This window comes from Pseudomonas sp. FSL W5-0299 (assembly GCF_005930655.1).
GTDB lineage: Bacteria > Pseudomonadota > Gammaproteobacteria > Pseudomonadales > Pseudomonadaceae > Aquipseudomonas > Aquipseudomonas mandelii.
This window is the reverse complement of the sequence record NZ_RXHX01000001.1, coordinates 600345-624948: the sequence shown is the minus strand read 5'-3', so window position 1 is coordinate 624948 and position 24604 is coordinate 600345. Positions and strand designations below refer to the sequence as shown.

At 58.3% G+C, this 24604-nt stretch carries 22 protein-coding genes; 5 read left to right on the top strand and 17 right to left on the bottom strand.

The window, feature by feature from the left end; all coding sequences use genetic code 11:
* Positions 1-52 precede the first annotated feature (52 nt).
* From glmM to rlmE, 4 genes are all read right to left on the bottom strand, one after another.
* Positions 53-1390 (bottom strand): phosphoglucosamine mutase, encoded by a 1338-nt coding sequence (glmM, locus tag FHL16_RS02940; RefSeq protein ID WP_010463493.1) that lies wholly within the window; start codon positions 1388-1390, stop codon positions 53-55.
* A 16-nt stretch (positions 1391-1406) separates the two neighbouring features.
* Positions 1407-2258 carry a dihydropteroate synthase gene (gene folP / locus FHL16_RS02935; RefSeq protein ID WP_077747388.1) on the bottom strand — a complete coding sequence of 284 codons (852 nt, stop codon included), beginning with the start codon at positions 2256-2258 and terminating at the stop codon, positions 1407-1409.
* 8 nt (positions 2259-2266) lie between these two features.
* Positions 2267-4180, bottom strand: a complete 1914-nt coding sequence (gene ftsH, locus FHL16_RS02930; RefSeq protein ID WP_010463496.1) for an ATP-dependent zinc metalloprotease FtsH — start codon at positions 4178-4180, stop codon at positions 2267-2269.
* 202 nt (positions 4181-4382) lie between these two features.
* Positions 4383-5012: a 23S rRNA (uridine(2552)-2'-O)-methyltransferase RlmE gene (gene rlmE / locus FHL16_RS02925; protein WP_008005470.1), complete on the bottom strand. Its 630-nt coding sequence runs from the start codon at positions 5010-5012 to the stop codon at positions 4383-4385.
* Positions 5013-5117: 105 nt separating this feature from the next.
* On the opposite strand from rlmE, the gene FHL16_RS02920 reads away from it, so the two are divergent.
* Entirely contained in the window at positions 5118-5426 is a 309-nt protein-coding gene (locus tag FHL16_RS02920; protein ID WP_008057408.1) for a YhbY family RNA-binding protein, read from the top strand.
* A 9-nt stretch (positions 5427-5435) separates the two neighbouring features.
* On the opposite strand, the gene FHL16_RS02915 is transcribed toward FHL16_RS02920, so the two are convergent.
* The 8 genes from FHL16_RS02915 to grpE form a co-directional block, all read right to left on the bottom strand.
* Entirely contained in the window at positions 5436-5840 is a 405-nt protein-coding gene (locus FHL16_RS02915) for an MFS transporter (RefSeq protein WP_077747387.1), read from the bottom strand.
* A gap of 28 nt (positions 5841-5868) precedes the next feature.
* Entirely contained in the window at positions 5869-6345 is a 477-nt protein-coding gene (gene greA / locus FHL16_RS02910; protein WP_010463507.1) for a transcription elongation factor GreA, read from the bottom strand.
* Positions 6342-9563, bottom strand: coding sequence for a carbamoyl-phosphate synthase large subunit (gene carB / locus FHL16_RS02905; protein ID WP_010463509.1), 3222 nt, complete (start codon positions 9561-9563; stop codon positions 6342-6344). The genes greA and carB overlap by 4 nt, the downstream gene beginning before the upstream one ends.
* A 121-nt stretch (positions 9564-9684) precedes the next feature.
* The gene (gene carA / locus FHL16_RS02900) at positions 9685-10821 is read right to left on the bottom strand and encodes a glutamine-hydrolyzing carbamoyl-phosphate synthase small subunit (RefSeq protein ID WP_010463512.1); all 1137 of its coding nucleotides are present in this window, start codon (positions 10819-10821) and stop codon (positions 9685-9687) included.
* Positions 10822-11079: 258 nt separating this feature from the next.
* Entirely contained in the window at positions 11080-11883 is an 804-nt protein-coding gene (gene dapB, locus FHL16_RS02895; protein ID WP_077747386.1) for a 4-hydroxy-tetrahydrodipicolinate reductase, read from the bottom strand.
* Between the two features lie 10 nt (positions 11884-11893).
* A complete protein-coding gene (dnaJ, locus tag FHL16_RS02890) occupies positions 11894-13018 on the bottom strand; it encodes a molecular chaperone DnaJ (protein ID WP_010463516.1) in 1125 nt (374 codons plus the stop codon).
* A gap of 297 nt (positions 13019-13315) precedes the next feature.
* Entirely contained in the window at positions 13316-15232 is a 1917-nt protein-coding gene (gene dnaK / locus FHL16_RS02885; RefSeq protein WP_077747385.1) for a molecular chaperone DnaK, read from the bottom strand.
* Between the two features lie 103 nt (positions 15233-15335).
* Positions 15336-15902, bottom strand: coding sequence for a nucleotide exchange factor GrpE (grpE, locus tag FHL16_RS02880; RefSeq protein ID WP_077747384.1), 567 nt, complete (start codon positions 15900-15902; stop codon positions 15336-15338).
* A gap of 239 nt (positions 15903-16141) precedes the next feature.
* Between grpE and recN the strand changes: the two genes are divergently transcribed.
* A complete protein-coding gene (gene recN, locus FHL16_RS02875; protein ID WP_077747383.1) occupies positions 16142-17815 on the top strand; it encodes a DNA repair protein RecN in 1674 nt (557 codons plus the stop codon).
* A gap of 75 nt (positions 17816-17890) precedes the next feature.
* Here recN and fur read toward each other — a convergent pair whose 3' ends face one another.
* A complete protein-coding gene (gene fur / locus FHL16_RS02870; protein ID WP_003197684.1) occupies positions 17891-18295 on the bottom strand; it encodes a ferric iron uptake transcriptional regulator in 405 nt (134 codons plus the stop codon).
* Positions 18296-18392: 97 nt separating this feature from the next.
* Here fur and FHL16_RS02865 point away from each other — a divergent pair, with 97 nt between their 5' ends.
* Entirely contained in the window at positions 18393-18920 is a 528-nt protein-coding gene (locus tag FHL16_RS02865) for an outer membrane protein assembly factor BamE (RefSeq protein ID WP_010463534.1), read from the top strand.
* Positions 18921-18981: 61 nt separating this feature from the next.
* Here FHL16_RS02865 and FHL16_RS02860 read toward each other — a convergent pair whose 3' ends face one another.
* From FHL16_RS02860 to FHL16_RS02850, 3 genes are read right to left on the bottom strand one after another with little or no spacing between them, the layout of a single operon-like run.
* Positions 18982-19296, bottom strand: coding sequence for an RnfH family protein (locus FHL16_RS02860; protein ID WP_077747382.1), 315 nt, complete (start codon positions 19294-19296; stop codon positions 18982-18984).
* On the bottom strand, positions 19289-19723 hold the full coding sequence (locus tag FHL16_RS02855; RefSeq protein WP_010463538.1) for a type II toxin-antitoxin system RatA family toxin: 435 nt from the start codon (positions 19721-19723) through the stop codon (positions 19289-19291). The genes FHL16_RS02860 and FHL16_RS02855 overlap by 8 nt, the downstream gene beginning before the upstream one ends.
* Positions 19724-19730: 7 nt before the next feature.
* Entirely contained in the window at positions 19731-21134 is a 1404-nt protein-coding gene (locus tag FHL16_RS02850) for a sodium-dependent transporter (protein WP_010463541.1), read from the bottom strand.
* Positions 21135-21252: 118 nt separating this feature from the next.
* On the opposite strand from FHL16_RS02850, the gene smpB reads away from it, so the two are divergent.
* Positions 21253-21735 carry an SsrA-binding protein SmpB gene (gene smpB, locus FHL16_RS02845; RefSeq protein ID WP_007900551.1) on the top strand — a complete coding sequence of 161 codons (483 nt, stop codon included), beginning with the start codon at positions 21253-21255 and terminating at the stop codon, positions 21733-21735.
* 49 nt (positions 21736-21784) lie between these two features.
* Here smpB and FHL16_RS02840 read toward each other — a convergent pair whose 3' ends face one another.
* Positions 21785-22552, bottom strand: coding sequence for a GntR family transcriptional regulator (locus FHL16_RS02840; RefSeq protein ID WP_010463546.1), 768 nt, complete (start codon positions 22550-22552; stop codon positions 21785-21787).
* A 262-nt stretch (positions 22553-22814) separates the two neighbouring features.
* Between FHL16_RS02840 and FHL16_RS02835 the strand changes: the two genes are divergently transcribed.
* Entirely contained in the window at positions 22815-24509 is a 1695-nt protein-coding gene (locus FHL16_RS02835; RefSeq protein WP_077747381.1) for a lactate permease LctP family transporter, read from the top strand.
* The last annotated feature ends 95 nt before the right edge of the window (positions 24510-24604 follow it).

Sequence of the window (24604 nt, the reverse complement as noted above, 5' to 3'; positions counted from 1 at the left end):
GTCAAAGTGGGCGCAGATGTTACCCAACACAATCATGGCTGGCAAGCCGAATTCAGGCAGAAACTTCAGTAACCAGTTTTGCCAGCTCTTCGGCGTAGCCACGGACCTGTGTTTCGTCCTCGCCTTCAACCATCACCCGCACCAACGGCTCCGTCCCGGACTTGCGCAACAACACGCGCCCGCGGCCGGCCATAGCCTGGGTAACACGGTCGCTGGCTTCCTTGACCGCCGGATGGTCGAGCGGACTCGCGCCCCCGCCGAACCGGACATTGATCAGCACCTGAGGGCACTTGCGCAGCGCCTGACGGGCCTGAGCAAGTCCTTCCGAGCGCGTTTTCAGCGCCATCAGCACCTGCAACGCCGCGATGATCGCATCACCTGTGGTGGTGTGATTGAAGCAGACGATATGACCCGAGTTCTCACCGCCTACCAACCAGTTACGCTCCAGCAAGTCAGCGATCACATAACGGTCGCCAACGTTGGCACGCACGAAAGGAATCGACAGATCCGCCAGGGCCAATTCGAGCCCAAGGTTACTCATCAATGTACCAACCACGCCGCCTTGCAGCTTGTCGCGCTCATGCAGATCGCGGGCGATGATGTACAGCAACTCGTCACCATCTACGATGGCGCCTGTGTGGTCGACCATCAAGACGCGATCACCGTCACCGTCAAAGGCAATACCCAGATCGGCGTGTTCGGCCAATACCGCAGCCTGCAACTGCCCCATATGGGTCGAACCGCAATTGTCATTGATGTTCAAGCCGTTTGGCTGAGCAGAAAGCACAACGACTTCGGCACCCAACTCGCGGAACACGCTAGGTGCAACCTTATAGGTCGCGCCGTGAGCGCAGTCGATCACGATTTTCAGGCCGGCGAAGTTGGTACCGGTCGGCACGCTGCTCTTGCAGAATTCGATATAGCGGCCAGAGGCATCGTTGATTCGCGAAACTTTGCCGATCTTGCTCGACTCAACCACGGTCATCGGGGTGTCGAGCAACTCTTCGATCATCAGTTCGACTTCATCCGGCAGTTTGGTGCCCTTTCCGGAGAAGAACTTGATGCCGTTGTCATCATGAGGATTGTGCGAGGCACTGATCACAATACCGGCTTCAGCATGAAAGGTACGCGTCAGGTAAGCGATCGCCGGCGTTGGCATCGGGCCCAACAGCATCACGTCAGCACCTGCCGACGTCAGACCAGCCTCGAGCGCGGACTCAAACATGTAACCGGAGATCCGGGTGTCCTTGCCGACCAGCACCTTGCAGGCGCCCATTTTGCGGAACGCCATGCCTGCAGCCCAACCGAGCTTGAGCATGAAATCAGGAGTTATCGGGTATTCACCGACCCGACCACGGATACCGTCGGTGCCAAAGTATTTTTTGCTCATAAGTGCTCCATCATTCTTATTCGGCTGATTCCACTGCGGCGATCATCCGCACCACGTCCACTGTTTCGGCTACATCATGGACGCGCAATATACGCGCACCCTTGGCCGAAGCCAGCGCCGCGAGCGCTAGACCGCCAAACAGGCGTTCTCCAACCGGGCGATTCAAGGCCTGACCTATCATGCTCTTTCGCGAAACCCCAACCAACAGGGGCCGCCCCAAGGCATGCAGGTCTTCCATATGTTTGAACAAGCTTAGATTGTGCTGCAAGGTTTTTGCGAACCCAAACCCCGGATCAAGAATAATCCGCTCAGCAGGGATTCCCACCAACGCACACTGGGCCATACGCTCAGCGAGAAACTCGCAGACCTCTTTAGTCACGTCCTCGTAGTGCGGATTATCCTGCATATCGCCCGGCTCACCGAGCATATGCATCAGACACACCGGCAATCCGGTGGCGGCTGCCGCATCCAGGGCACCGTCTCGGCGCAGCGAGCGCACATCATTGATCAAGCCCGCTCCGAGCCGTGCGGTTTCGCGCATGACCGCCGGAGTGGAGGTATCAACCGAAATAATCACATCCAGTTCGCGATTGATGAGCTCAACGATAGGCGCCACGCGCTCCAGCTCTTCAAGTGGCGAAACCGCCCTTGCACCGGGCCGGGTCGATTCGCCACCGACATCGATCAGCGTGGCGCCCGCCGCTACCATCGCCTCGGCGTGGCGCAGGGCCGCGTCGAGCTGGCTGTATCGGCCGCCATCAGAAAAGGAATCGGGAGTGACATTGAGAATACCCATGACATGCGTCTGGGCCAAATCAAGAACCCGGTTGCCGCAAGGCAACCGGGTCGAGGACTGAACAGAAGTCATTTCAAACCTTAGACGTCAGCAGCCGGACCGCCGATCGGTGTTTGCGGACGCTCATCCTGGACCACCGGAGGTGTCCCGGAAGTACCGGTGCCGCCACCCGACCAGTCGCGTGGTTCGCGAGGGGTACGTCCGGCCATGATGTCATCGATCTGATCGGCATCGATCGTCTCGTACTTCATCAAGGCATCCGCCATGGCGTCGAGCTTGTCACGGTTATCCGTGAGGATCTGCTTGGCCGTGCCGTAGCACTGGTCAATGATGCTGCGCACTTCGGAGTCAATCAGCTTGGCTGTCTCACCAGAGAAGCTCGCACCCTGACCACCGCCGCCGCGACCAAGGAATACTTCGCCCTCTTCTTCGGCATACATCAACGGACCGAGTTTTTCCGAAAGGCCCCACTTGGTCACCATGTTCCGCGCAATCTGGCTGGCACGCATGATGTCGTTGGACGCGCCGGTGGTAACACCGTCAAAGCCCAGGGTCATTTCTTCAGCGATACGGCCACCGTACAGCGAGCAGATCTGGCTGATCAGCGCACGCTTGGACAGGCTATAGCGATCTTCTTCCGGCAGGAACATCGTCACACCCAGCGCACGACCGCGCGGGATGATCGACACCTTGTAGACCGGATCGTGCTCTGGCACGACACGCCCGACGATGGCGTGACCCGCTTCGTGATAAGCGGTGTTCTGCTTCTCTTTCTCCGACATGACCATGGATTTGCGCTCGGCGCCCATCATGATCTTGTCTTTCGCCAGTTCAAACTCTTTCATTTCGACGATGCGCTTGCCGGTACGGGCAGCGAACAACGAGGCCTCGTTCACCAGGTTAGCCAGGTCGGCACCAGAGAAACCAGGCGTACCACGTGCAATCACCGCAGGAGCGACGTCGTCACCCATTGGCACTTTGCGCATGTGAACCTTGAGAATCTGCTCACGACCACGAATATCCGGCAGACCTACCACAACCTGACGGTCGAAACGGCCCGGACGCAGCAACGCAGGGTCCAGTACGTCGGGACGGTTGGTAGCAGCAATGACGATGATGCCGTCATTCATTTCAAAGCCATCCATCTCAACCAGCAATTGGTTGAGTGTCTGCTCGCGCTCGTCATGACCGCCACCCATGCCGGCGCCACGGTGACGACCGACAGCATCGATTTCATCGATAAAGATGATGCAGGGTGCGTGTTTCTTGGCCTGCTCGAACATATCGCGAACACGGCTGGCACCGACACCGACGAACATCTCGACGAAATCGGAACCGGAAATGGTGAAGAACGGTACTTTGGCTTCGCCGGCAATCGCCTTGGCCAGCAAGGTTTTACCGGTACCCGGAGGACCCACCATCAGCACGCCGCGTGGAATGCGGCCGCCCAGTCGCTGGAACTTGCCCGGATCACGCAGGAACTCGACCAGTTCACCGACCTCTTCCTTGGCTTCGTCGCAACCGGCAACGTCACCCAAGGTGGTTTTCACCTGATCTTCGGAGAGCAGGCGTGCCTTGCTCTTGCCGAAGCTCATCGGCCCGCCCTTGCCGCCCGCACCGCCCTGCATCTGCCGCATGAAAAACATGAACACGGCGATGATCACCAGGATCGGGAAGCTGGCGACCAGGAGTTGAGTCCAGATGCTTTGCTGCTCAGGCTGCTTGCCTTCGACCACGACGTGGTTATCCACGAGATCGCCGATCAGACCGTTGTCCTGAATGGCAGGACGAATGGTCTTGAAGCTATCGCCATCGGTGCGCTTACCGGTAATCACATAGCCGTCAACTGCTACGCGCTCGACCTTGCCATCCTTGACCTGCTGGATGAAGTCGGAATAGTTGAGGGTCTGCGGCTCGTTAGGGCTGGAGAAGTTGTTCATCACCGTCACCAGGACAGCCGCGATGATCAACCACAGGATCAGATTCTTTGCCATATCGTTCAATTAACTACCCTCTGAAGCAAGCTCCGCTAATGGCGCGCGCTTCGCATGATATTCACCGGCCTAACTTACTACATTACCTACGACTCTGGCAGGCGCCGTCTGTAACCCTTTGTGAAACACTTTCTACACAATATTCGCTAATGCTCACGGGGCGAAATACGAAAATCCTATCGACCCGCAAAAAAACCTCGATTTACTCGCTACGGCCACGATAGCCCCAAGCCAGCATGTATTGCTCGCGGGAACTGCCGCGGGAAGAATCCGGCTTGATCATCTGGACCTTGTCGAATTTCTGACGAGCGTCCTTCACATAAGCATCAAACCCTTCGCCCTGAAACACCTTGATCACGAAATTACCACCCGGCTTGAGTATCCGAGCCGCCAGATCAAGAGCCAGCTCACATAGAAACATGGCTTTGGGCATATCCACCTCAGGCGTACCACTCATATTGGGGGCCATATCGGAAATCACAAGGTCCACCTGCGAATTACCCACGGCTTCGAGGATCTGAGCGAGCACTTCGTCCTGGGTGAAGTCACCCTGGATGAAAGTCACGTCCGGAATGCTGTCCATTTCCAGGATGTCCGAGGCGATCAGTCGCCCCTGACCACCGATCAGCCGACTGGTGACCTGCGACCAGCCGCCGGGCGCCGCTCCCAGGTCGACAACGCTCATACCCGGACGGATCAGTTTGTATTTCTCCTGGACCTCCAGAAGCTTGTAACTCGCACGCGAGCGATAACCATCCTTCTGCGCCTGCTTCACATAGGGATCATTGACATGTCTTTGCAGCCATTTAAGGCTTGTCTTGGAACGGGCCACGGGCCACCTCGAAAATAAAACGGGTCGTGATTAACTGGGCGGTCCCGGACTCGCTCGGGTAAACTGGCCGCCGCTTTTTACAAGATCAGACGCAGGGGTCAGATTATGCCGCTCACTCAAGAGCAGAAGAAACAGTACAAATCCATTGGCCATCATCTGAAACCAGTTTTGATTGTGGCTGACAACGGTTTGACTGAAGGTGTGTTAGCCGAACTTGAACGCGCTTTGGCGGATCACGAGCTGATTAAAATCAAGCTCAACATCCTCGATCGCGAGTCGCGCCTGGCGAACATTGCAGAACTGTGCAAGGTCGGCAAAGCGGACCTGGTTCAGGTCATCGGCAAGATGGCACTGATTTACCGCAAGAACTTCAGCGTCAACAAGCAGCTGTCGAACGTTCATCGCTTCAAGTGATGGCAAGGGTCAAGGGTGTGCTTCGCGCACCCTGCCACTCCATCCTGGCACCGGCTGCAACACCAGCACCACCCCGGAAAAGCCCAGAACAAGGTAACTGAACACCTGCCAGCGCACGGCATCCGGCCAACCGACGCGCACCGCGAAGAACATCCCGCACGCATACAGCGCCATCAGCAGCAGTTTCCCACGAATATCGCGCCATAGACTGACAAGGCCCTCGGCCTGAATCAGCACCAAAGCCTGAAAAATCACACACGCTGTGGCGAAACCCACCATCAGCGCATCAAGCATGCCTGCAATTTCGTCAATCAGCAGCGGCGCCAGGCCAATCTGGCCCAGCGCCGGCAGCAGACCGATGTGTAACAGCCACAAGCCGCCCACCCACAACATCTGAGTGAGCTGCCAAAGCATGGAGCCCGCACGGAGCGGGCGCCTGCGTTTAGATGTGGCGTACTTCGACAATCTCGTACTCGATAACGCCGCCAGGCGTTTTCACGGCAACCACGTCACCCTCTTCCTTGGCAATCAAGGCGCGGGCCAGTGGTGAGCCCACCGAAATCTTGCCGAGTTTAAAGTCAGCCTCATCCTCACCCACAATGTGGTAAGTGACGCTTTCATCAGTCTCGACGTTGGCGATTTCAACGGTGGTACCGAAAATCACTTTGCCGGTGTGAGGAATGGTCGTGACGTCGATGATCACCTGATTCTGAATCCGGCCCTCGATGTCACGAATCCGCGCCTCGACCATCCCTTGCTGCTCACGGGCAGCGTGGTATTCGGCGTTTTCCTTCAAGTCACCCAACTCGCGGGCCGTGCCGATGTCCTGGCTGAGCTTCGGACGGACGACCTTGGTCAGGTGAGCGTGTTCTTCTTCCAGGGCTTTCGCGCCCTGGACGGTCATAGGGTACTTGATCATGCCTTCAATCCTGCGTGTAGATCCTGCAAGCGGCGTACGGTCTTCTCGGGACCGAACTTGAGCGCTTCGCAGATGGCTTCGCCAGCAGCAATAGTCGTGGTGCAGTAGATCTTGTGCTGCAGGGCATTACGACGAATGGAGTACGAATCAGCAATCGACTGACGACCTTCGGTGGTGTTGATGATCAGCGTGACTTCGTCATTCTTGATCATGTCGACCACGTGCGGACGACCTTCGGTCACCTTATTCACACGGCGCACTTTCAGGCCTGCGGCTTCGATCAGCTTGGCAGTACCGGCAGTGGCGACCACTTCGAAGCCCAAGTTGATCAGATCACGGGCCACGCCTGCAACCAGTGGCTTATCGTCGTCACGCACGCTGATGAACGCGGTGCCGCCGGTCGGCAGCACTTCGCTGGCGCCCATCTGTGCCTTGGCGAACGCTTCGCCGAAGGTGTCACCCACGCCCATCACTTCACCGGTGGACTTCATCTCAGGGCCCAGGATCGGGTCCACACCAGGGAATTTGGCGAATGGGAACACCGCCTCTTTCACGCTGTAGAAGTTCGGGATGATTTCTTTGGTGAAGCCGATTTCTTTCAGGGTTTTACCGGCCATCACGCGTGCCGCGATCATGGCCAGGGAAACACCGATGCACTTGGACACGAACGGTACGGTACGGGAAGCGCGCGGGTTGACTTCGATGACGTAGATGTCTTCGCCTTGCAGCGCCAACTGAACGTTCATCAGACCGACGACGCCCAGTTCCAGGGCCATTTTCTTGACCTGTTCGCGCATCTCGTCCTGGATGTGCGCAGGCAGCGAGTACGGCGGCAGGGAGCACGCCGAGTCACCGGAGTGAACGCCGGCCTGCTCGATGTGCTGCATGATCGCGCCGATTACCACGTCGGTGCCGTCGCAAACCGCATCCACGTCCATTTCGATGGCGCAGTTGAGGAAGTGGTCGAGCAGCACCGGGCTGTCGTTGGACACCTTCACCGCATCGCGCAGGTAGCGCTTGAGTTCTTCTTCTTCGTAGACGATTTCCATCGCACGACCGCCCAAAACATAGGACGGACGAACCACCAGCGGGTAACCGATCTTGGCGGCAGCACGAATCGCTTCGTCTTCGCTACGCACGGTGGCGTTTGGCGGCTGACGCAGGTTCAGGCGCTCAACCATTTGCTGGAAACGCTCACGGTCTTCGGCACGGTCGATGGCGTCAGGGCTGGTGCCGATGATTGGCACGCCAGCTTCTTCCAGGGCGCGAGCCAGTTTCAGCGGGGTTTGGCCGCCGTACTGGACGATCACGCCTTTTGGCTTCTCGACGCGGCAGATTTCCAGCACGTCTTCCAGGGTCACCGGCTCGAAGTACAGGCGATCGGAGGTGTCGTAATCGGTCGAAACGGTTTCCGGGTTGCAATTGACCATGATGGTCTCGTAACCGTCGGCGCGCAGGGCAAGTGCCGCGTGTACGCAGCAGTAGTCGAACTCGATGCCTTGGCCGATGCGGTTAGGACCCCCGCCCAGGATCATGATCTTGTCGCGGCCCGTCGGTGCGGCTTCGCACTCTTCCTCGTAAGTCGAGTACATGTAGGCGGTGTCGGTGGCGAACTCGGCCGCGCAGGTGTCAACGCGCTTGTAGACCGGGAAGATTTCCAGCTTGTGACGGTGGCGACGCAGCGCCTTCTCGGTCACGCCCAGCAGCTTGGCCAGACGCATGTCGGAGAAGCCTTTGCGCTTGAGCTTGAACATCAAGTCGCGGTCGATGCTAGCCAGACCCAGGGTCTTGACCTTCTCTTCGTCCTTGATCAGATCTTCGATCTGCACCAGGAACCACGGGTCGATCATGTTCATGCCGAAGATGTCTTCGACCGACAGACCGGCGCGGAACGCGTCAGCCACGTACCAGATACGCTCGGCACCCGGCACGGTCAGTTCGCGCTTGAGGATGCTCATGCTTTCCGGATTGCTCAGGTCGAGCTTCTCGTCCAGGCCGCAAACGCCCACTTCCAGACCGCGCAAAGCTTTCTGCAGGGATTCCTGGAAGGTCCGGCCGATCGCCATGACTTCACCGACCGACTTCATTTGAGTGGTCAGGCGCGCGTCGGCTTTCGGGAATTTCTCGAAGGCGAAGCGTGGCAACTTGGTCACGACGTAGTCAATGGACGGCTCGAAGGATGCAGGAGTAGCGCCGCCGGTGATTTCGTTCTGCAGCTCGTCCAGGGTGTAGCCGATCGCCAGCTTGGCAGCGATACGCGCAATCGGGAAACCAGTGGCTTTCGAGGCCAGTGCCGAAGAGCGGGATACACGCGGGTTCATCTCGATGACTACCATGCGGCCAGTGTCCGGGCAGATGCCGAACTGGACGTTGGAGCCGCCGGTTTCCACGCCGATCTCGCGCAGTACCGCCAGAGAGGCGTTACGCATGATCTGGTATTCCTTGTCCGTCAGGGTTTGTGCCGGAGCAACGGTGATCGAGTCACCGGTGTGCACGCCCATCGGGTCAAAGTTTTCGATGGAGCAGACGATGATGCAGTTGTCCTTCTTATCGCGGACAACCTCCATCTCATACTCTTTCCAGCCGATCAGGGATTCATCGATCAGCAGTTCCTTGGTCGGCGACAGGTCGAGACCGCGGGCGCAGATTTCTTCGAACTCTTCGCGGTTGTAAGCGATACCGCCACCGGTGCCGCCCATGGTGAAGGACGGACGGATGATGCACGGGAAGCCAAGCTTCTCGAGCACTGCGTTGGCCTCTTCCATGCTGTGGGCGATACCCGAACGCGGGCAGTCCAGGCCGATGGATTTCATCGCCTTGTCGAAGCGCGAACGGTCTTCGGCCTTGTCGATGGTGTCAGCGTTGGCACCGATCATCTCTACGCCGAACTTCTCCAGAACGCCTTCGCGCTCCAGGTCCAGGGCGCAGTTCAGAGCAGTCTGGCCACCCATGGTCGGCAGCAGCGCGTCCGGACGCTCTTTCTCGATGATCTTGGCAACGGTCTGCCATTTGATCGGCTCGATGTAGGTGGCGTCGGCCATATCCGGGTCGGTCATGATGGTCGCTGGGTTGGAGTTCACCAGGATGACGCGGTAACCCTCCTCGCGCAGGGCTTTGCAGGCCTGGGCGCCGGAGTAGTCGAATTCGCAGGCCTGGCCGATCACGATCGGGCCAGCGCCGAGAATCAGGATGCTTTTAATGTCTGTACGTTTTGGCATGGGTTTGTCACTCAAATCCGCAGGTCAGTCGGCAAGCCGTCTTGTTCAATCTGTGAAGCCTTGAGGGGGGCCGCCGATGTTCGGGACCGCCCCTCAAGCTTTGCAACATCAAGGCGAGCGATTAGCGTCGCTTGGCCATTTCGTTGATGAAGCGATCGAACAATGGCGCTACGTCGTTCGGGCCAGGGCTGGCTTCAGGGTGACCCTGGAAGCTGAAGGCGCTTTTGTCGGTACGCTCGATGCCTTGAAGGGTGCCGTCGAACAGCGATTTGTGAATCGCGCGGACGTTGGCCGGCAGGGTCGCTTCGTCTACCGCAAAACCGTGGTTCTGGCTGGTGATCATCACTACACCGGTATCCAGATCCTGGACCGGGTGGTTGGCACCGTGGTGGCCGTGGCCCATTTTCAGGGTCTTGGCACCGGAGGCCAGGGCCAGCAGCTGGTGACCGAGGCAGATGCCGAAGACCGGAATCTCGGTTTCGAGCACGTCCTTGATCGCCTGGATCGCGTAGTCGCAAGGCTCAGGGTCACCAGGGCCGTTGGACAGGAACACGCCGTCCGGCTTCATCGCCAGAACGTCAGCGGCTGGAGTCTGAGCCGGCACCACGGTCACGCGGCAACCGCGTTCGACCAGCATGCGCAGGATGTTCAGCTTGACGCCGTAGTCGTAGGCAACCACGTGGTAGGGCAGCTCGGAGGCTTCGATGGTCGCGTGGCTGTCGGTTTTCAGATCCCAGACAGTCGAGCGCCACTCGTATTGCTCTTTGGTGCTGACGACTTTCGCCAGGTCCATGCCTTTGAGGCCAGGGAAACCCTGGGCGGCGGCGATGGCGGCTTCTTCGGAGATGTTGTCACCTGCCATGATGCAGCCGTTCTGCGCGCCTTTTTCACGCAAAATGCGTGTCAGGCGGCGAGTGTCGATACCGGCGATTGCCACTACGTTGTTGGCTTTCAGGTAGTCGGACAGGGACATCGTGTTACGCCAGTTGCTCGCAACCAGTGGCAGGTCACGGATGACCAGGCCAGCGGACCATACGCGGTCGGACTCGGCGTCTTCCGGCGTTGTGCCGGTGTTGCCGATGTGCGGGTAAGTCAGGGTAACGATCTGTTGGGCGTAGGAAGGATCGGTAAGGATTTCCTGATAGCCGGTCATGGCGGTGTTGAATACCACCTCACCAACGGTTTGACCGTCGGCTCCAATTGCTTCGCCGCGAAAAATGCTGCCATCAGCAAGGGCGAGTATGGCTGGCTTAGTCAAGAAGACCTCCCGTAAATAAAGCCTGAAAGGGCGATCGCAGGTGTAAAAAAGCGGAGTGACGTATGGACACGTCACCCCGCTCATTCACTGAATTATTCTGCGCGCTTTTAGTGAACACACTAAAGCTGTAGCTTACAGAAAAAGGCATTTTCGGTCTACCGCCAATGAGCCTTAAAGGCCGGAGAATGCGACAGGACGTCGCTTGGCGGAGTAAAACCGGGCTCAAACGCCGTGTTTGAACCCGATTTCAGGCACTTCTTAACGCAGGTCGAGCACGTCTTGCATGTCATAAAGACCCGGCTCGCGCCCATCCAGCCACAAGGCAGCACGTACTGCACCCTTGGCAAAGGTCATGCGACTGGACGCTTTATGCGTGATCTCGACACGCTCACCATCAGCGGCGAACAGCACGGTGTGATCACCGACGATGTCACCGGCGCGCACCGTGGCGAAGCCGATGGTTTCGCGAGCGCGGGCGCCGGTCTGGCCTTCACGACCGTAAACCGCCACCTTCTTCAGATCACGCCCCAGCACATCGGCAATCACTTCACCCATGCGCACGGCAGTACCGGACGGCGCATCGACTTTATGCCGATGATGGGCTTCAGTGATTTCGATATCGACATCATCACCCAGCACCCGGGCAGCGGTGTCGAGCAGCTTCAGGCAAAGATTAACGCCGACGCTGAAGTTGGCCGCGAAGACAATCGGAATGTCCTTGCCCGCTTCCGCCAGCAACTGCTTCTCCTCAACGCTGAAACCGGTGGTACCGATGATCATCGCCTTGTGATGCTTGCGGCAGAACGCGAGGTTCTTCAGCGTCACCGTCGGGTGCGTGAAGTCGATCAGCACGTCGAACTCGTCGACCACGCGATCCAGATCACCCGACAGCGGCACTCCGATACGACCCAGCGCAGCCAGTTCGCCGGCATCTGCGCCGACCAGCGAGCTGTCCGGACGATCAATGGCCGCCGTCAGACCCGCGCCCTGCTGTTGCTGCACGGCCTCGATCAGGGTTTTGCCCATGCGCCCGGCGGCGCCCATCACTGCAATACGTCGCATGCCTGTCTCCTTACAAATCGCCGAAGAAGCGCTTCACGCCTTCGAACCAACCGGTGGTTTTCGGCGAATGGCTGTTGTCGTCCGCCAGCGAGCTGCGGAACTCTTCCAGCAATTCGCGCTGACGACGACCCAGATTGACCGGAGTTTCGACCGCCACACGGCACATCAAGTCACCGGCTCCACCGCCACGCACAGGCGCAACGCCTTTGCCGCGGACACGGAACTGCTTGCCGGTCTGGGTCCCTTCAGGGATTTTCAGTTTGACTCGACCATCAAGGGTCGGAATCTCCAGCTCGCCGCCCAGTGCAGCATCAACAAAACTGATCGGCACTTCGCAGAACAGGTGCTTGCCGTCGCGCTGGAAGATCGCGTGCTCGCGCACATTGATCACCACGTACAGATCGCCCGTCGGTCCACCCTGCGCACCCGCCTCGCCTTCGCCGGACAGACGAATGCGATCACCGGTATCCACACCGGCCGGTACTTTCACCGAGAGGGTTTTGTACTCTTCGACGCGGCCTTCGCCGTTGCAGGAGTTGCACGGGTCGGAAATGATCTTGCCCTGGCCATGGCAACGCGGGCAGGTCTGCTGCACCGAGAAGAAGCCCTGCTGCATGCGCACCTGGCCAATACCGCCGCATGTCGGGCAGGTCACTGGCGAGGAGCCTTTCTTGGCACCCGAACCATCGCAGGGCTTGCAGTTGACCAGTGTCGGAACGCGGATATTCACGGTCGTGCCGCGCACCGCTTCTTCCAGGTTCAGCTCCAGGGTGTAACGCAAGTCGCTGCCGCGCTGAGCGCCGCCACGGGCACCGCCGCGACCACCACCGAAGAAGTCACTGAAGACATCACCAAAGATGTCGGAGAAGTTCTGACCGCCAAATCCGGCACCGCCGCCACCCATGCTCGGGTCGACGCCGGCATGACCGTACTGGTCGTAGGCCGCGCGTTTGCTGGAATCGGACAGTACTTCGTAGGCCTCGTTGGCCTCCTTGAACATCTCTTCCGACGCTTTGTCATCGGGATTACGGTCCGGGTGATGCTTCATCGCCAGGCGACGGTAGGCCTTTTTCAGGTCTGCTTCACTTGAACCACGCTCAACACCCAATATTTCGTAATAGTCACGCTTTGCCATAAGTCTTTGCACTCTTAAGGACGTCCGGCAAACCCCTCCTGAGCCTCGCCAAACTCGTTGAGCCCCAATACAGGCCCGGACCCAACTCACGTCAATTCAACGATCCTGGTCTTTGATTCAATGCGGTACTTTCAGCTCGAGAAGCAGGAGCATTCCCGGCCATACCGCCAGCATTCGAGCGTTGTCGCATGCTGTAAAAATTCGCTAACTCCAGACACGCCAACGCGGGAGCAAGCTCCCGCGCGGCGACATCCTACCAGTCACCGCCAGAAGGCAGTCAACCGGGCGACCAACAACTTACTTGTGGTCTTTGACTTCTTCGAACTCGGCATCAACAACGTCGTCGGCTTTTTCGGCTTTTTCGTCGTTAGGTGCCGCGCCTTCGGCAGGCTGGGCCTGTTCGGCGTACATCTTCTGCGCCACTGGAGCGGAGACTTTGGACAACTCTTCAACCTTGGCTTCGATTGCAGCCTTGTCGTCGCCTTTGACAGCGGCTTCCAGAGCAACAACAGCGGCTTCGATTGCAGTCTTCTCTTCAGCCGTCACTTTATCGCCAGCGTCAGCGACCATTTTGCGAGTCGAGTGAACCAGTGCATCGCCCTGGTTGCGGGCTGCGGCCAGTGCTTCGAACTTGCTGTCTTCTTCGGCGTTGGCTTCAGCATCGCGAATCATCTGCTGAATCTCTTCCTCGGACAGACCGGAGTTGGCCTTGATCACGATCGACTGAGTCTTGCCGGTGGCCTTGTCTTTGGCGCCTACGTGCAGGATGCCGTTGGCGTCGATGTCGAAGGTCACTTCAATTTGTGGCACGCCACGTGGTGCTGGTGGAATCTCGGCCAGGTCGAACTTGCCCAGGGACTTGTTCTGTGCCGCTTGCTTACGCTCACCTTGCAGCACGTGAATGGTCACGGCGCCCTGGTTGTCGTCGGCAGTCGAGAACACTTGCGATTTCTTGGTAGGAATCGTGGTGTTTTTCTCGATCAGCGCGGTCATCACGCCACCCATGGTTTCGATACCCAGGGTCAGCGGGCTGACGTCGAGCAGCAGAACGTCTTTCACGTCACCGGCCAGTACGGCACCCTGGATAGCAGCACCCATGGCAACGGCTTCGTCCGGGTTCACGTCTTTACGTGCTTCTTTACCGAAGAACTCGGTCACCAACTTCTGAACCAGTGGCATACGGGTCTGACCGCCCACCAGGATCACGTCGTTGATGGCGCCAACGTCGATACCGGAGTCTTTCAGCGCGATGCGGCAAGGTTCGATGGTGCGCTGAACCAGGTCTTCTACCAGCGCTTCGAGCTTGGCGCGGGAGATTTTCACGTTCAAGTGCTTAGGACCGGTGGCGTCTGCAGTGATGTACGGCAGGTTCACATCAGTCGACATGCTCGAGGACAGTTCGATCTTGGCTTTTTCAGCGGCTTCTTTCAGGCGCTGCATGGCCAGCGGGTCACCTTTGAGGTTCATGCCGCTTTCTTTCTTGAATTCGTCGACGAGGTAGTCGATCAGACGAATGTCAAAGTCTTCACCGCCCAGGAAAGTGTCACCGTTGGTGGCCAATACTTCGAACTGGTGCTCGCCATCGACTTCAGCGATTTCGATCACGGAAACGTCGAAGGTACCGCCGCCCAAGTCGTAAACGATCACGGTGTGATCGCCCTTCGCCTTGTCCATACCGTAGGCCAGAGCGGCCGCGGTCGGTTCGTTGATGATACGTTTTACGTCCAGGCCAGCAATACGGCCGGCGTCTTTGGTGGCTTGACGCTGGCTGTCGTTGAAGTAAGCCGGAACGGTGATGACCGCTTCGGTCACTGGCTCGCCGAGGTAGTCTTCGGCGGTCTTCTTCATTTTCTTCAGAATTTCAGCCGAGATCTGTGGCGGCGACATTTTCTGGCCGTTCACTTCTACCCATGCGTCGCCGTTGTCAGCCTTGGCGATTTTGTACGGGACCATCTTGATGTCTTTCTGTACGACTTCTTCGTCGAACTTACGACCGATCAGACGCTTCACCGCGTACAGGGTGTTATGCGGATTGGTCACAGCTTGACGCTTGGCGGACTGGCCAACCAGGATTTCGCCGTCGTTGGCGTAAGCGATGATCGACGGCGTGGTACGCGCGCCTTCAGCGTTTTCGATAACTTTGGCTACGCCGTTTTCAAGCACGGAGACGCAGGAGTTGGTAGTCCCCAGGTCGATACCGATAATTTTGCCCATGTTTATTCTCCCGAAACTTTTGGATTTGGTTGCCGCAGCAGTGGTGGCTAACTGCGGTAGCACTTAAACGCTTGACTTCTAAATGGGGGCCTTGTGGCTAATTTCAAGCCTGCTCATCAATAGAAGGCGAAACTGGCGCAGGGGCCTTGCTCACCACAACCATGGCCGGGCGCAGCAGACGACCGTTGAGCTGATACCCTTTCTGGAACACCTTGAGCACGCTGTTCGGCTCAACGTCGGCGCTTTCCTGCATGGCCATTGCCTGGTGCTGAACGGCATTGAACGGCTCGCCATGCGGATCGATCACTTCCAGCTGATAACGCTTCAGGGTGTCCTGGAACATTTTCAGGGTCAGCTCGATGCCTTCGCGCATTGGGCGGATGCTTTCGTCATCCGGGTTGGACAACTCCAGGCCACGCTCCAGGCTGTCGATGATCGGCAACAAATCGCCAGCAAATTTTTCCAGGGCGAATTTGTGCGCTTTTTCTACGTCCTGCTCGGCTCGACGACGGACGTTCTGCAGATCAGCCGCTACACGCAAAGCTTGATCATGAGCGCCAGCCAATTGCTCCTCGAGCACTTGTACGCGAGCCGCCAGTTCATCACCCGAATCCGGGGCAGCCTGATCGGCGTCTAGATTTTGCGTATCCACTGTCTGTTCGTCAGCCATAGAATTCTCCTTTCAATAACGTCCGCGAGCTCAACTCGCGCTTCTGTCCCGGTATATGGGGCCGCAAAAATCAGCTTCAAGGGGCGGGTTGCGATTAACCCTACAAAAAACGCTGCATTGTGATTACGCGACGACCAGGCATTTCGTCAGACCGAGGCGATCGAGCACTTCAGGGGCATTGTCAGCCGCAAATAAAACACTGTATAAATAACCAGACCTAAAGCCTGGGAGCGGCCTTTATGCTGGTGCACCTGTCCGTACATAACTACGCCATCGTTGAACATCTCGATCTCGAGCTCGATCGCGGGATGAGCGTGATAACCGGGGAAACCGGTGCCGGCAAGTCGATCATGCTCGACGCCCTCGGCCTGACCCTGGGCGACCGTGCCGACAGCGGCGTAGTCCGTCCCGGCGCCGACAAGGCCGACATCCTTGCAACCTTCGACCTGGTCGACATCCCGGAAGCCAGCGCCTGGCTGGCAGAGCGCGACCTGGAAAGCGACGGCCCGTGCATCTTGCGACGGGTCATCACCGCCGAAGGACGCTCTCGTGGCTATATCAACGGCACGCCCTGCCCGCTCGGCGACCTCAAAGCCCTCGGCGAACTGCTGATCGATATCCACAGCCAGCACGAACACCAATCCCTGCTCAAGACCGACACTCACCGCCGCTTGCTCGACGAATACGCCGGCGCCACTGATCTTGCCCGCCAGGTGCATCTGGCCGCCCAACGCTGGCGCCAGACTCGCCAGGAGCTGGAGCGCCTCTCCAATTCCGGCGACGAGCAGCGCGCTCGCCATCAATTGCTCAGCTATCAGCTCGAAGAGCTGGAAAACCTCGGCCTCGGCGAAAACGAGCTGGAACAACTGGAACAGGAGCACAAGAACCTCACCAACGCAGAAACCCTGCTGGGTATCTGTCGGCAAGTGGTCGAGCAATGCAGCGAAAGTGATTCCGGGAATGTCCTGAACGCGCTGACCGCCAGCCTCAATCGTCTATCGAGCGTCAATAACTCGATCGGCGCACTGGGTGAAGCCAGCAGCCTGCTGACCAGCGCACAGATACAGGTCGAAGAAGCCGTGGGCGAGCTCAACCGCTTTCTCGACAACTTCGACGCCGACCCGGCACGCCTTCAATACCTGGAAGAACGCCTGGATGCGATCTACACCATGGCGCGCAAGCACCGCATCCAGCCGACCGAAGTCGCCGAGATGCAGCAGCGCTTGCTGGATGAAATCGAAACCCTGAACGCCAACGATGAATCCATCGAGCGACTGAGCGATGAGCTGGCTTCTTATGCCCGTCATTATCAGGAGAAGGCTCGAGAACTAAGCGACCTGCGCCATCAAGCCTCGAACAGCCTGGCCAGCGCCGTGGAACAGGAAATCCAGCGACTGGGCATGCCCGGCGGGCGCTTCACTATCGAATTACGTCCTAACAGCAGCGAAGAACTGCTGCCTAATGGACTGGAGCAGGTCGAGCTGCTGGTCAGCGCCAACCCCGGTCAGCCATTAAAAGCCTTGGCCAAAGTGGCCTCGGGTGGCGAACTGTCACGGATCAGCCTGGCTATTCAGGTGATCACCGCACAGACCTCACGTGTGCCGACACTTGTATTCGATGAGGTAGACGTGGGCATCGGAGGCCCCACCGCGGAGATCGTTGGCCAACTGCTACGTCGCCTCGGTGAACGCGGACAGGTGCTGACAGTGACCCACTTGCCGCAAGTGGCCGCCCAGGGCCATCAACATCTATTCGTGCACAAGGTGCGCGGCGAAGAGGCGACCCACACGGCTGTTTCCAAACTGAGCAAGAATGATCGCGTCGAAGAAGTAGCGCGGATGCTGGGTGGCATCGATCTGACCAAGGAATCCCTGGCTCACGCGAAAAAAATGGTCGTCACCGCAAAAATTTAAGGACGGCAGAAAGCACGAAGGCGACCCTTGGGTCGCCTTCGCTCGTTTCGCGAATGTAAAATTCGCGCGACATGCTTACTTTTTCTTGCGCACGTACAGCACCAGATTGTGATCAACCATCTCGAAGCCGTACTTATCGACGATGGCTTTCTGCAGACGCTCGATTTCTTCGTCGAAGAATTCGATCACTTCGCTGGTTTCGACGTTGACCATATGGTCGTGATGCTTGCCGTCATCCAGCTCGAAGACCGCATGGCCTCCGTCAAAGTTGTGCCGCACCACAAGGCCAGCTGCCTCGAACTGAGTCAGTACACGGTAAACCGTGGCCAGACCGACGTCCTCACCAGCCTCCATCAGCGCCTTGTAAACATCCTCGGCACTCATGTGGCGTTGCTCGGCGGAATCGAGCATTTGCAGAATTTTGACCCGTGGAAGGGTCACTTTGAGGCCGGCTTTGCGTAGTTCGCTATTTTCAACCATGGTCAGCTTTCTCGCGATGCTGCTTCGCAGCTTCTCTTAATGCGGGTATGATCGGCGTTTACGTTGTCCCAGCCAAGATAGTGGAAGTCGCCCACCGATGCAAAACACCAAGCTCTTGCTAACCAGTTTCACCTTTGTGGGACTGCTCGCACTCGCCGGTTGTTCATTCCCCGGGGTTTACAAAATCGACATCCAGCAGGGCAATGTCGTCACGCAGGACATGATAAACCAGTTACGCCCGGGAATGACCCGTAAGCAAGTACGGTTTATCATGGGCAACCCTCTGCTGACCGACACGTTCCATGCCGATCGCTGGGATTATCTGTACAGCCTGCAACCGGGTGGCGGTGAACGCCAACAGGAACGCATTAGCGTTATCTTCAACCCAAATGACCAACTTGTCAGCCTCTCTGGTGATTTCATGCCAGGCGTGAGCCGCGACGAAGCCATTCTCGGCAAGGACAGTGGCACAACAGTCACTGCACCAGCAGAAAACGCCGAGAAGCCGAAACCGGAAAAACCGGTCAAGCCAGGCTCGTTGCTGGACCAGATCCAGAAGGACGTAGACGGTGTAGAAACCGTTCCGGTCCCGACGCCAGAACCGCTGGAAACCTCGCCGCAATAATTTGCGACGCAATAAAAAACCCGGCATGTCCGGGTTTTTTATTGTCTGGCGCTTGGGCGGCTTACTGATTCCGGGCCTTGGCCTCAGCAGCCTTGGCGGCACGCAGCCGACGAACCTCTTTCGGATCTGCCAGCAATGGCCGGTAAATCTCGATGCGATCACCCGCCTGCACAGGACAAGTGTCCGCATCAGTAATTACTTTACCGAAGATCCCCACCGGGCAATGGGTCAGATCCAGCTCCGCGAAGGTCTCGCCAACGCCTGACGCCAGCAAAGCCGCGCGCACCGTCGTTCCTGCTGGCACCGACACTGCGAGAAGCACCTGACGATCAACTGCGGCGTAGACCACCTCGACGTCAACCTTCGACTCAACCATGCATTTGTTTGGCGCGCTGGCAAAACGCGTCCACCAACGTGTTTGCGGCCTGATTGAACAGCGGCCCCAAGGTTGCGCGAACAATCGGCCCGGCGTAATCGAAGGACAGGTCCAGACTGATCTTGCAGGCCTTTTCGCCCAACGGCTTGAACACCCAAATGCCGTGCAACTGGGTGAAAGGTCCTTCCTCGAGGTTCATCTCGATTGAATGGCCGGGCACTAAAGTGTTTCTGGTAACAAAATGCTGACTCAACCCACCCTTGGCCACGCCCACGCTGGCACGCATGTGCTCGGGAGTGCTTTCCAGCACTTCAGCAGTGGAACACCACGGCAGAAATTCCGGGTAACGCGCCACGTCGTTGACCAGGTCATACAGCGCTTGCGCCGGGTAAGGCAGCAGAGCCGAACGTTGAATGTGTGTCGTCATGTCAGCGTCACTTCCACAGCTGTGCGGCAAACACTACGAGAATGCCGATGGGCGCCACATAGCGCATCAAGAACAAGGACAGGGCGAACAGCGCAGGGTTGCGGACCGACAACTCGTCGCGCACCGCTTCACGCCCCATCACCCAGCCCGCAAACACCACGAAACACAAACCACCGAGTGGCAACATGATCCGCGACGTGAAGAAATCGATCACGCCAAAGAAGTCCAGGCCACCTGCCGCACCCCATTGATAGAGATGGAACATCCCGCCTTCGTTCACGAAAAATTTGGCTTCCTTCCAGATATTGAAGGAAAACACCGTGCCCAACCCCACGAACCAGCAGATAAACGCCAGCCAGAAAGTCACCCAGGCGCGACTGACTTTCGTGCGCTCGACCAGGTAAGCCACCATCGGCTCGAGCAGGGAAATCGCCGAGCTCCAGGCAGCCACCGCGACCAGTACGAAGAACACTACGCCCATCAACTGGCCGAACGCTACGTTACCGAAGGCGAACGGCAGGCTGACAAACATCAGGCCCGGGCCTTCGCTCGGGTTCAAGCCCGCAGCGAACACAATCGGAAACAATGCCAGACCAGCCACCAGGGAAACGAAAGTGTCGAGCAGCGCCACGCCGACCACGGTGCCGGAGATCGACGAATGCTTGGGCATGTAAGCGCCGTAAATCATGATCGAACCAACGCCCACACTCAGGGAGAAGAACGCGTGCCCCATGGCCGGCAACAAGCCGTCGAGGACTTTTTCCGGGTGGAAGTCGAACATGAAATGCACGCCTTCCATGAAATGCCCGGTGGTCATGCTGTAGCCCAGCAGCACCAGAATCATCACGAAAAGCAGCGGCATCATGATCCGCAGGCTGCGTTCAAGCCCGGCGACCACGCCTTTGGCGATGACGACGGCAGACAGCAGCATGAAAATCGTGTGCCAAAGTGTCAGGCGCCACGGATCGGCGATCACATTGCCAAAGTACGCGCCGACCTGATCCGGCGTTGCTCCCTGGAAGTCGCCACGGCCCATGTCGATGATGTAATCCAGCGACCAGCCGCCGACCACACTATAGAAAGACAGGATCAGCAACGCCGTGATCATCCCGGCGAATGCGCCCCAGGACCACTTACCCGAATGCCCTGCTTCCACCGCCAGCACCTTCAAGGCGTTGGCCGGGCTCTGCCGCGCGCGGCGGCCGATCAGGGTTTCGGCCAGCATGACCGGCACGCCGATCAGCGCGATACAGGCCAGAAACATCAGCACGAAGGCGCCGCCGCCGTAGACGCCGACCATGTACGGGAATTTCCAGATACTACCCAGGCCCACGGCCGAACCGGTCGCGGCGAGTATGAAGACCCAGCGGCTAGCCCAACTGCCGTGGACAGAAACCTTGTCTGTCGACATCGTTATCACGCCCAAGCGTTCAAAAAAGAGGCCGCATTGTCCGGGATTCAATCAACCTGCTCAAGCACGTAGCGATACCGTAGCCGACTCGCGTGCAACTCCCTATAATGCCGCCCCTATGGCTAAACAGAAGAAACACCCAACAGGGACCATCGCGCAAAACAAAAAGGCGCGACACGATTACTTCATCGAGCATAAGTTCGAGGCTGGTCTGGTCCTGGCCGGCTGGGAAGTAAAAAGTCTGCGGGCAAGCAAGCTGCAACTGGTTGACAGTTACGTGCTGCTCAAGGATGGCGAAGCCTGGCTGCTCGGCAGCCACATTACGCCGCTGATGACCGCCAGCACCCACGTCATCGCCGATCCGACCCGCACCCGCAAATTGTTGCTCAACCGCCGCGAGCTTGAAAAACTGGCCGCCGCCGTGCAGCAAAAAGGCTATGCCTGCGTGTGCCTGTCCTGGTACTGGAGCAAGCACATGGTCAAGTGCGAGATCGCTCTGGGCAAGGGCAAGAAGGAATACGACAAGCGTGATACCGAACGCGAACGCGACGCCGGTCGCGAGTTGCAGCGTGCGGTGCGCAACAAGGGCAAGGAAGATTAATCTTTCGGTCTGATGATCGTTCCCACGCGGAGCGTGGGAATGATCATGGCTACATCCCCTTGCGCCGCTCCGCCCGGGCCATGCGCTGCACTTCCTGACGCACTTCTTCCAGCACTTCCTGCACATACAAAATATGTCGGCTGGAGACTTCCCGCGCCTGTTCCGCCCGCCCTTCGATAATCGCCAGGTACAACTCCCGATGTTGCGTGATCAGCATGTCACGGGTTTCCGTGCGCTGCTTGTACATGCCGCCAATGTTGGTCACCACGTTGCGCTTGAGCAGATCGAACAGCCCGCGAATGGTGTGCAGCAACACAGCGTTGTGACTGGCTTCGGCAATCGCCAAATGAAACTTCGCATCCGCCGCGCCCTCTTCCGCCCGGCTCACCTCATCGTGACGCGTGTAGCAGTCCTGCAATTCATTGAATGCCGCCGTCAGCCGCTCGCGATCGACATCCGTGGCGCGCAGTGCCGCGTAATAGGCGCAGGACGCTTCCAGCGTATGACGAAATTCCAGCAGATCGCGCTGGGCTTCCGGGTTGCTTTCCAGCAGATGCAACAGTGGATCGCTGAAGGTTGAACCCAGCGACTCCACCACATAATTGCCGCCGCCCTGCCGACTGACCAACAAGCCTTTGGCCGCCAGTTTCTGAATCGCCTCGCGCAACGAGGGGCGTGACACGCCGAACTGCTCGGCCAATGCGCGCTCGGCCGGCAAGCGCTCGCCAGACTTCAACGTGCCTTCGAGGATCATCCCCTCGAGTTGCTCGACAATATCGTCAGACAAACGGCGCTGACGAATCTGATCAAACCCCATAACTCAATTCTCCACGGTCCCGACGGCTCGCCGGGCCCTCTATTCTGGCCTATCGGCGCTGTGCCAGCACCTACCAGACGGCATTTGTTAAAGCGGATCACGCCCACTATTCAGCACTTATTCGACAAAAGTTTTAGGGCGACAAATTGACACACCGCATACAAGGCTTTTACCCTAGCCAACAGCGATTGTAAATTGGTATTACCAATTATCCAAGAACGCTGACCAGTGCCTGACCAACAACAATTAGGGGCCACCCCATATGCAAACCTGGCAACAGCTCTATACCCCGCTCGGCAGCCTTGGCGTTTCCGCGCTCGCGGCCGTTATTCCCATCGTGTTTTTCTTCCTGGCGTTGGCGGTGTTCCGCCTCAAAGGCCATGTGGCCGGCAGCATCACCCTGGCGTTGTCCATCGCCGTTGCGATCTTTGCCTTCCAGATGCCGGTCGATATGGCCTTCGCCGCCGCAGGCTATGGCTTTGCCTACGGTCTGTGGCCGATTGCCTGGATCATTGTCGCGGCCGTGTTCCTCTACAAACTGACGGTCAAGAGTGGTCAGTTCGAAGTGATCCGCAGCTCGGTATTGTCGATCACCGACGACCAGCGTTTGCAGGTGCTGCTGATCGGTTTCTGCTTCGGCGCGTTCCTGGAAGGTGCCGCTGGTTTCGGTGCACCGGTAGCGATTACCGCCGCGCTGCTTGTAGGGCTGGGCTTCAACCCACTGTACGCCGCTGGCCTGTGCCTGATCGCCAACACCGCGCCAGTGGCCTTCGGTGCCCTGGGGATTCCGATCATCGTGGCCGGGCAAGTGACCGGCATTGACGCGTTCAAGATCGGCGCCATGACCGGCCGCCAACTGCCGTTGCTGTCGCTGTTCGTGCCGTTCTGGCTGGTGTTCATGATGGACGGCCTGCGCGGCGTTCGGGAAACCTGGCCTGCTGCGCTGGTGGCCGGCTTGAGCTTTGCCATCACCCAATACTTCACGTCGAACTTCATCGGCCCTGAGTTGCCGGACATCACCTCGGCCCTGGCCAGCCTGATTTCCCTGACGCTGTTCCTGAAAGTCTGGCAGCCAAAACGCGCCGCCGGCCAACACATCGCCGGTGCCGTCTCGGCCTCCGTGGTGACCGCCAGCGCCGGCGGTTTCGGCCAGCCGCGCACCAGCGTAGCGTCGCCTTACAGCCTGTTTGAAATCGTCAAAGCCTGGTCGCCGTTCCTGATCCTCACCGTGCTGGTCACCATCTGGACCCTGAAACCGTTCAAGGCCATGTTCGCCGCCGGCGGTTCGATGTACAGCTGGGTGTTCAACTTCGCCATCCCGCACCTGGATCAGATGGTGATCAAGGTCGCACCGATCGTGACTGCGCCGACCGCCATTACAGCGGTGTTCAAACTCGATCCGATTTCCGCGACCGGCACGGCGATTTTCTTCTCCGCGCTGATCTCGATGCTGGTGCTGAAGATCAACATCAAAACTGGTCTTACCACTTTGAAAGAGACCTTCTACGAGCTGCGCTGGCCGATTCTGTCGATCGGCATGGTGTTGGCGTTCGCCTTCGTCACCAACTACTCGGGCATGTCTTCGACCATGGCACTGGTATTGGCAGGCACTGGCGCGGCATTCCCGTTCTTCTCGCCATTCCTCGGCTGGCTGGGCGTGTTCCTGACAGGGTCCGATACCTCGTCCAACGCGCTGTTCAGTTCGTTGCAAGCAACCACCGCGCACCAGATCGGCGTGAGCGATGTGCTGTTGGTGGCGGCAAACACCAGCGGCGGCGTGACCGGCAAGATGATCTCGCCGCAATCGATCGCCGTGGCCTGCGCCGCCACCGGTCTGGTGGGCAAGGAATCGGACCTGTTCCGCTTCACCCTCAAGCACAGCCTGTTCTTTGCAACCATCGTCGGCCTGATCACCTACATCCAGGCCTACTGGCTCACTGGCATGTTGGTGCACTAGGGACTACAAGCCACATCGAAAAAACCGACGCCGGACCACGATTCCGGCGTCAGCTATTCACAACCCGGTCTGTAAGGCTGCTGAAAGTTTCCCTC

Bases quoted from the DNA above. Each gene is read 5' to 3' on its own strand.
- glmM (WP_010463493.1), bottom strand. From the start codon at position 1,390: ATGAGCAAAAAATACTTTGGCACCGACGGTATCCGTGGTCGGGTCGGT.
- folP (WP_077747388.1), bottom strand. From the start codon at position 2,258: ATGACTTCTGTTCAGTCCTCGACCCGGTTGCCTTGCGGCAACCGGGTT.
- ftsH (WP_010463496.1), bottom strand. From the start codon at position 4,180: ATGGCAAAGAATCTGATCCTGTGGTTGATCATCGCGGCTGTCCTGGTG.
- FHL16_RS02920 (WP_008057408.1), top strand. From the start codon at position 5,118: ATGCCGCTCACTCAAGAGCAGAAGAAACAGTACAAATCCATTGGCCAT.
- FHL16_RS02915 (WP_077747387.1), bottom strand. From the start codon at position 5,840: ATGCTTTGGCAGCTCACTCAGATGTTGTGGGTGGGCGGCTTGTGGCTG.
- greA (WP_010463507.1), bottom strand. From the start codon at position 6,345: ATGATCAAGTACCCTATGACCGTCCAGGGCGCGAAAGCCCTGGAAGAA.
- carB (WP_010463509.1), bottom strand. From the start codon at position 9,563: ATGCCAAAACGTACAGACATTAAAAGCATCCTGATTCTCGGCGCTGGC.
- dapB (WP_077747386.1), bottom strand. From the start codon at position 11,883: ATGCGACGTATTGCAGTGATGGGCGCCGCCGGGCGCATGGGCAAAACC.
- dnaJ (WP_010463516.1), bottom strand. From the start codon at position 13,018: ATGGCAAAGCGTGACTATTACGAAATATTGGGTGTTGAGCGTGGTTCA.
- dnaK (WP_077747385.1), bottom strand. From the start codon at position 15,232: ATGGGCAAAATTATCGGTATCGACCTGGGGACTACCAACTCCTGCGTC.
- grpE (WP_077747384.1), bottom strand. From the start codon at position 15,902: ATGGCTGACGAACAGACAGTGGATACGCAAAATCTAGACGCCGATCAG.
- recN (WP_077747383.1), top strand. From the start codon at position 16,142: ATGCTGGTGCACCTGTCCGTACATAACTACGCCATCGTTGAACATCTC.
- fur (WP_003197684.1), bottom strand. From the start codon at position 18,295: ATGGTTGAAAATAGCGAACTACGCAAAGCCGGCCTCAAAGTGACCCTT.
- FHL16_RS02865 (WP_010463534.1), top strand. From the start codon at position 18,393: ATGCAAAACACCAAGCTCTTGCTAACCAGTTTCACCTTTGTGGGACTG.
- FHL16_RS02860 (WP_077747382.1), bottom strand. From the start codon at position 19,296: ATGGTTGAGTCGAAGGTTGACGTCGAGGTGGTCTACGCCGCAGTTGAT.
- FHL16_RS02855 (WP_010463538.1), bottom strand. From the start codon at position 19,723: ATGACGACACACATTCAACGTTCGGCTCTGCTGCCTTACCCGGCGCAA.
- FHL16_RS02850 (WP_010463541.1), bottom strand. From the start codon at position 21,134: ATGTCGACAGACAAGGTTTCTGTCCACGGCAGTTGGGCTAGCCGCTGG.
- smpB (WP_007900551.1), top strand. From the start codon at position 21,253: ATGGCTAAACAGAAGAAACACCCAACAGGGACCATCGCGCAAAACAAA.
- FHL16_RS02840 (WP_010463546.1), bottom strand. From the start codon at position 22,552: ATGGGGTTTGATCAGATTCGTCAGCGCCGTTTGTCTGACGATATTGTC.
- FHL16_RS02835 (WP_077747381.1), top strand. From the start codon at position 22,815: ATGCAAACCTGGCAACAGCTCTATACCCCGCTCGGCAGCCTTGGCGTT.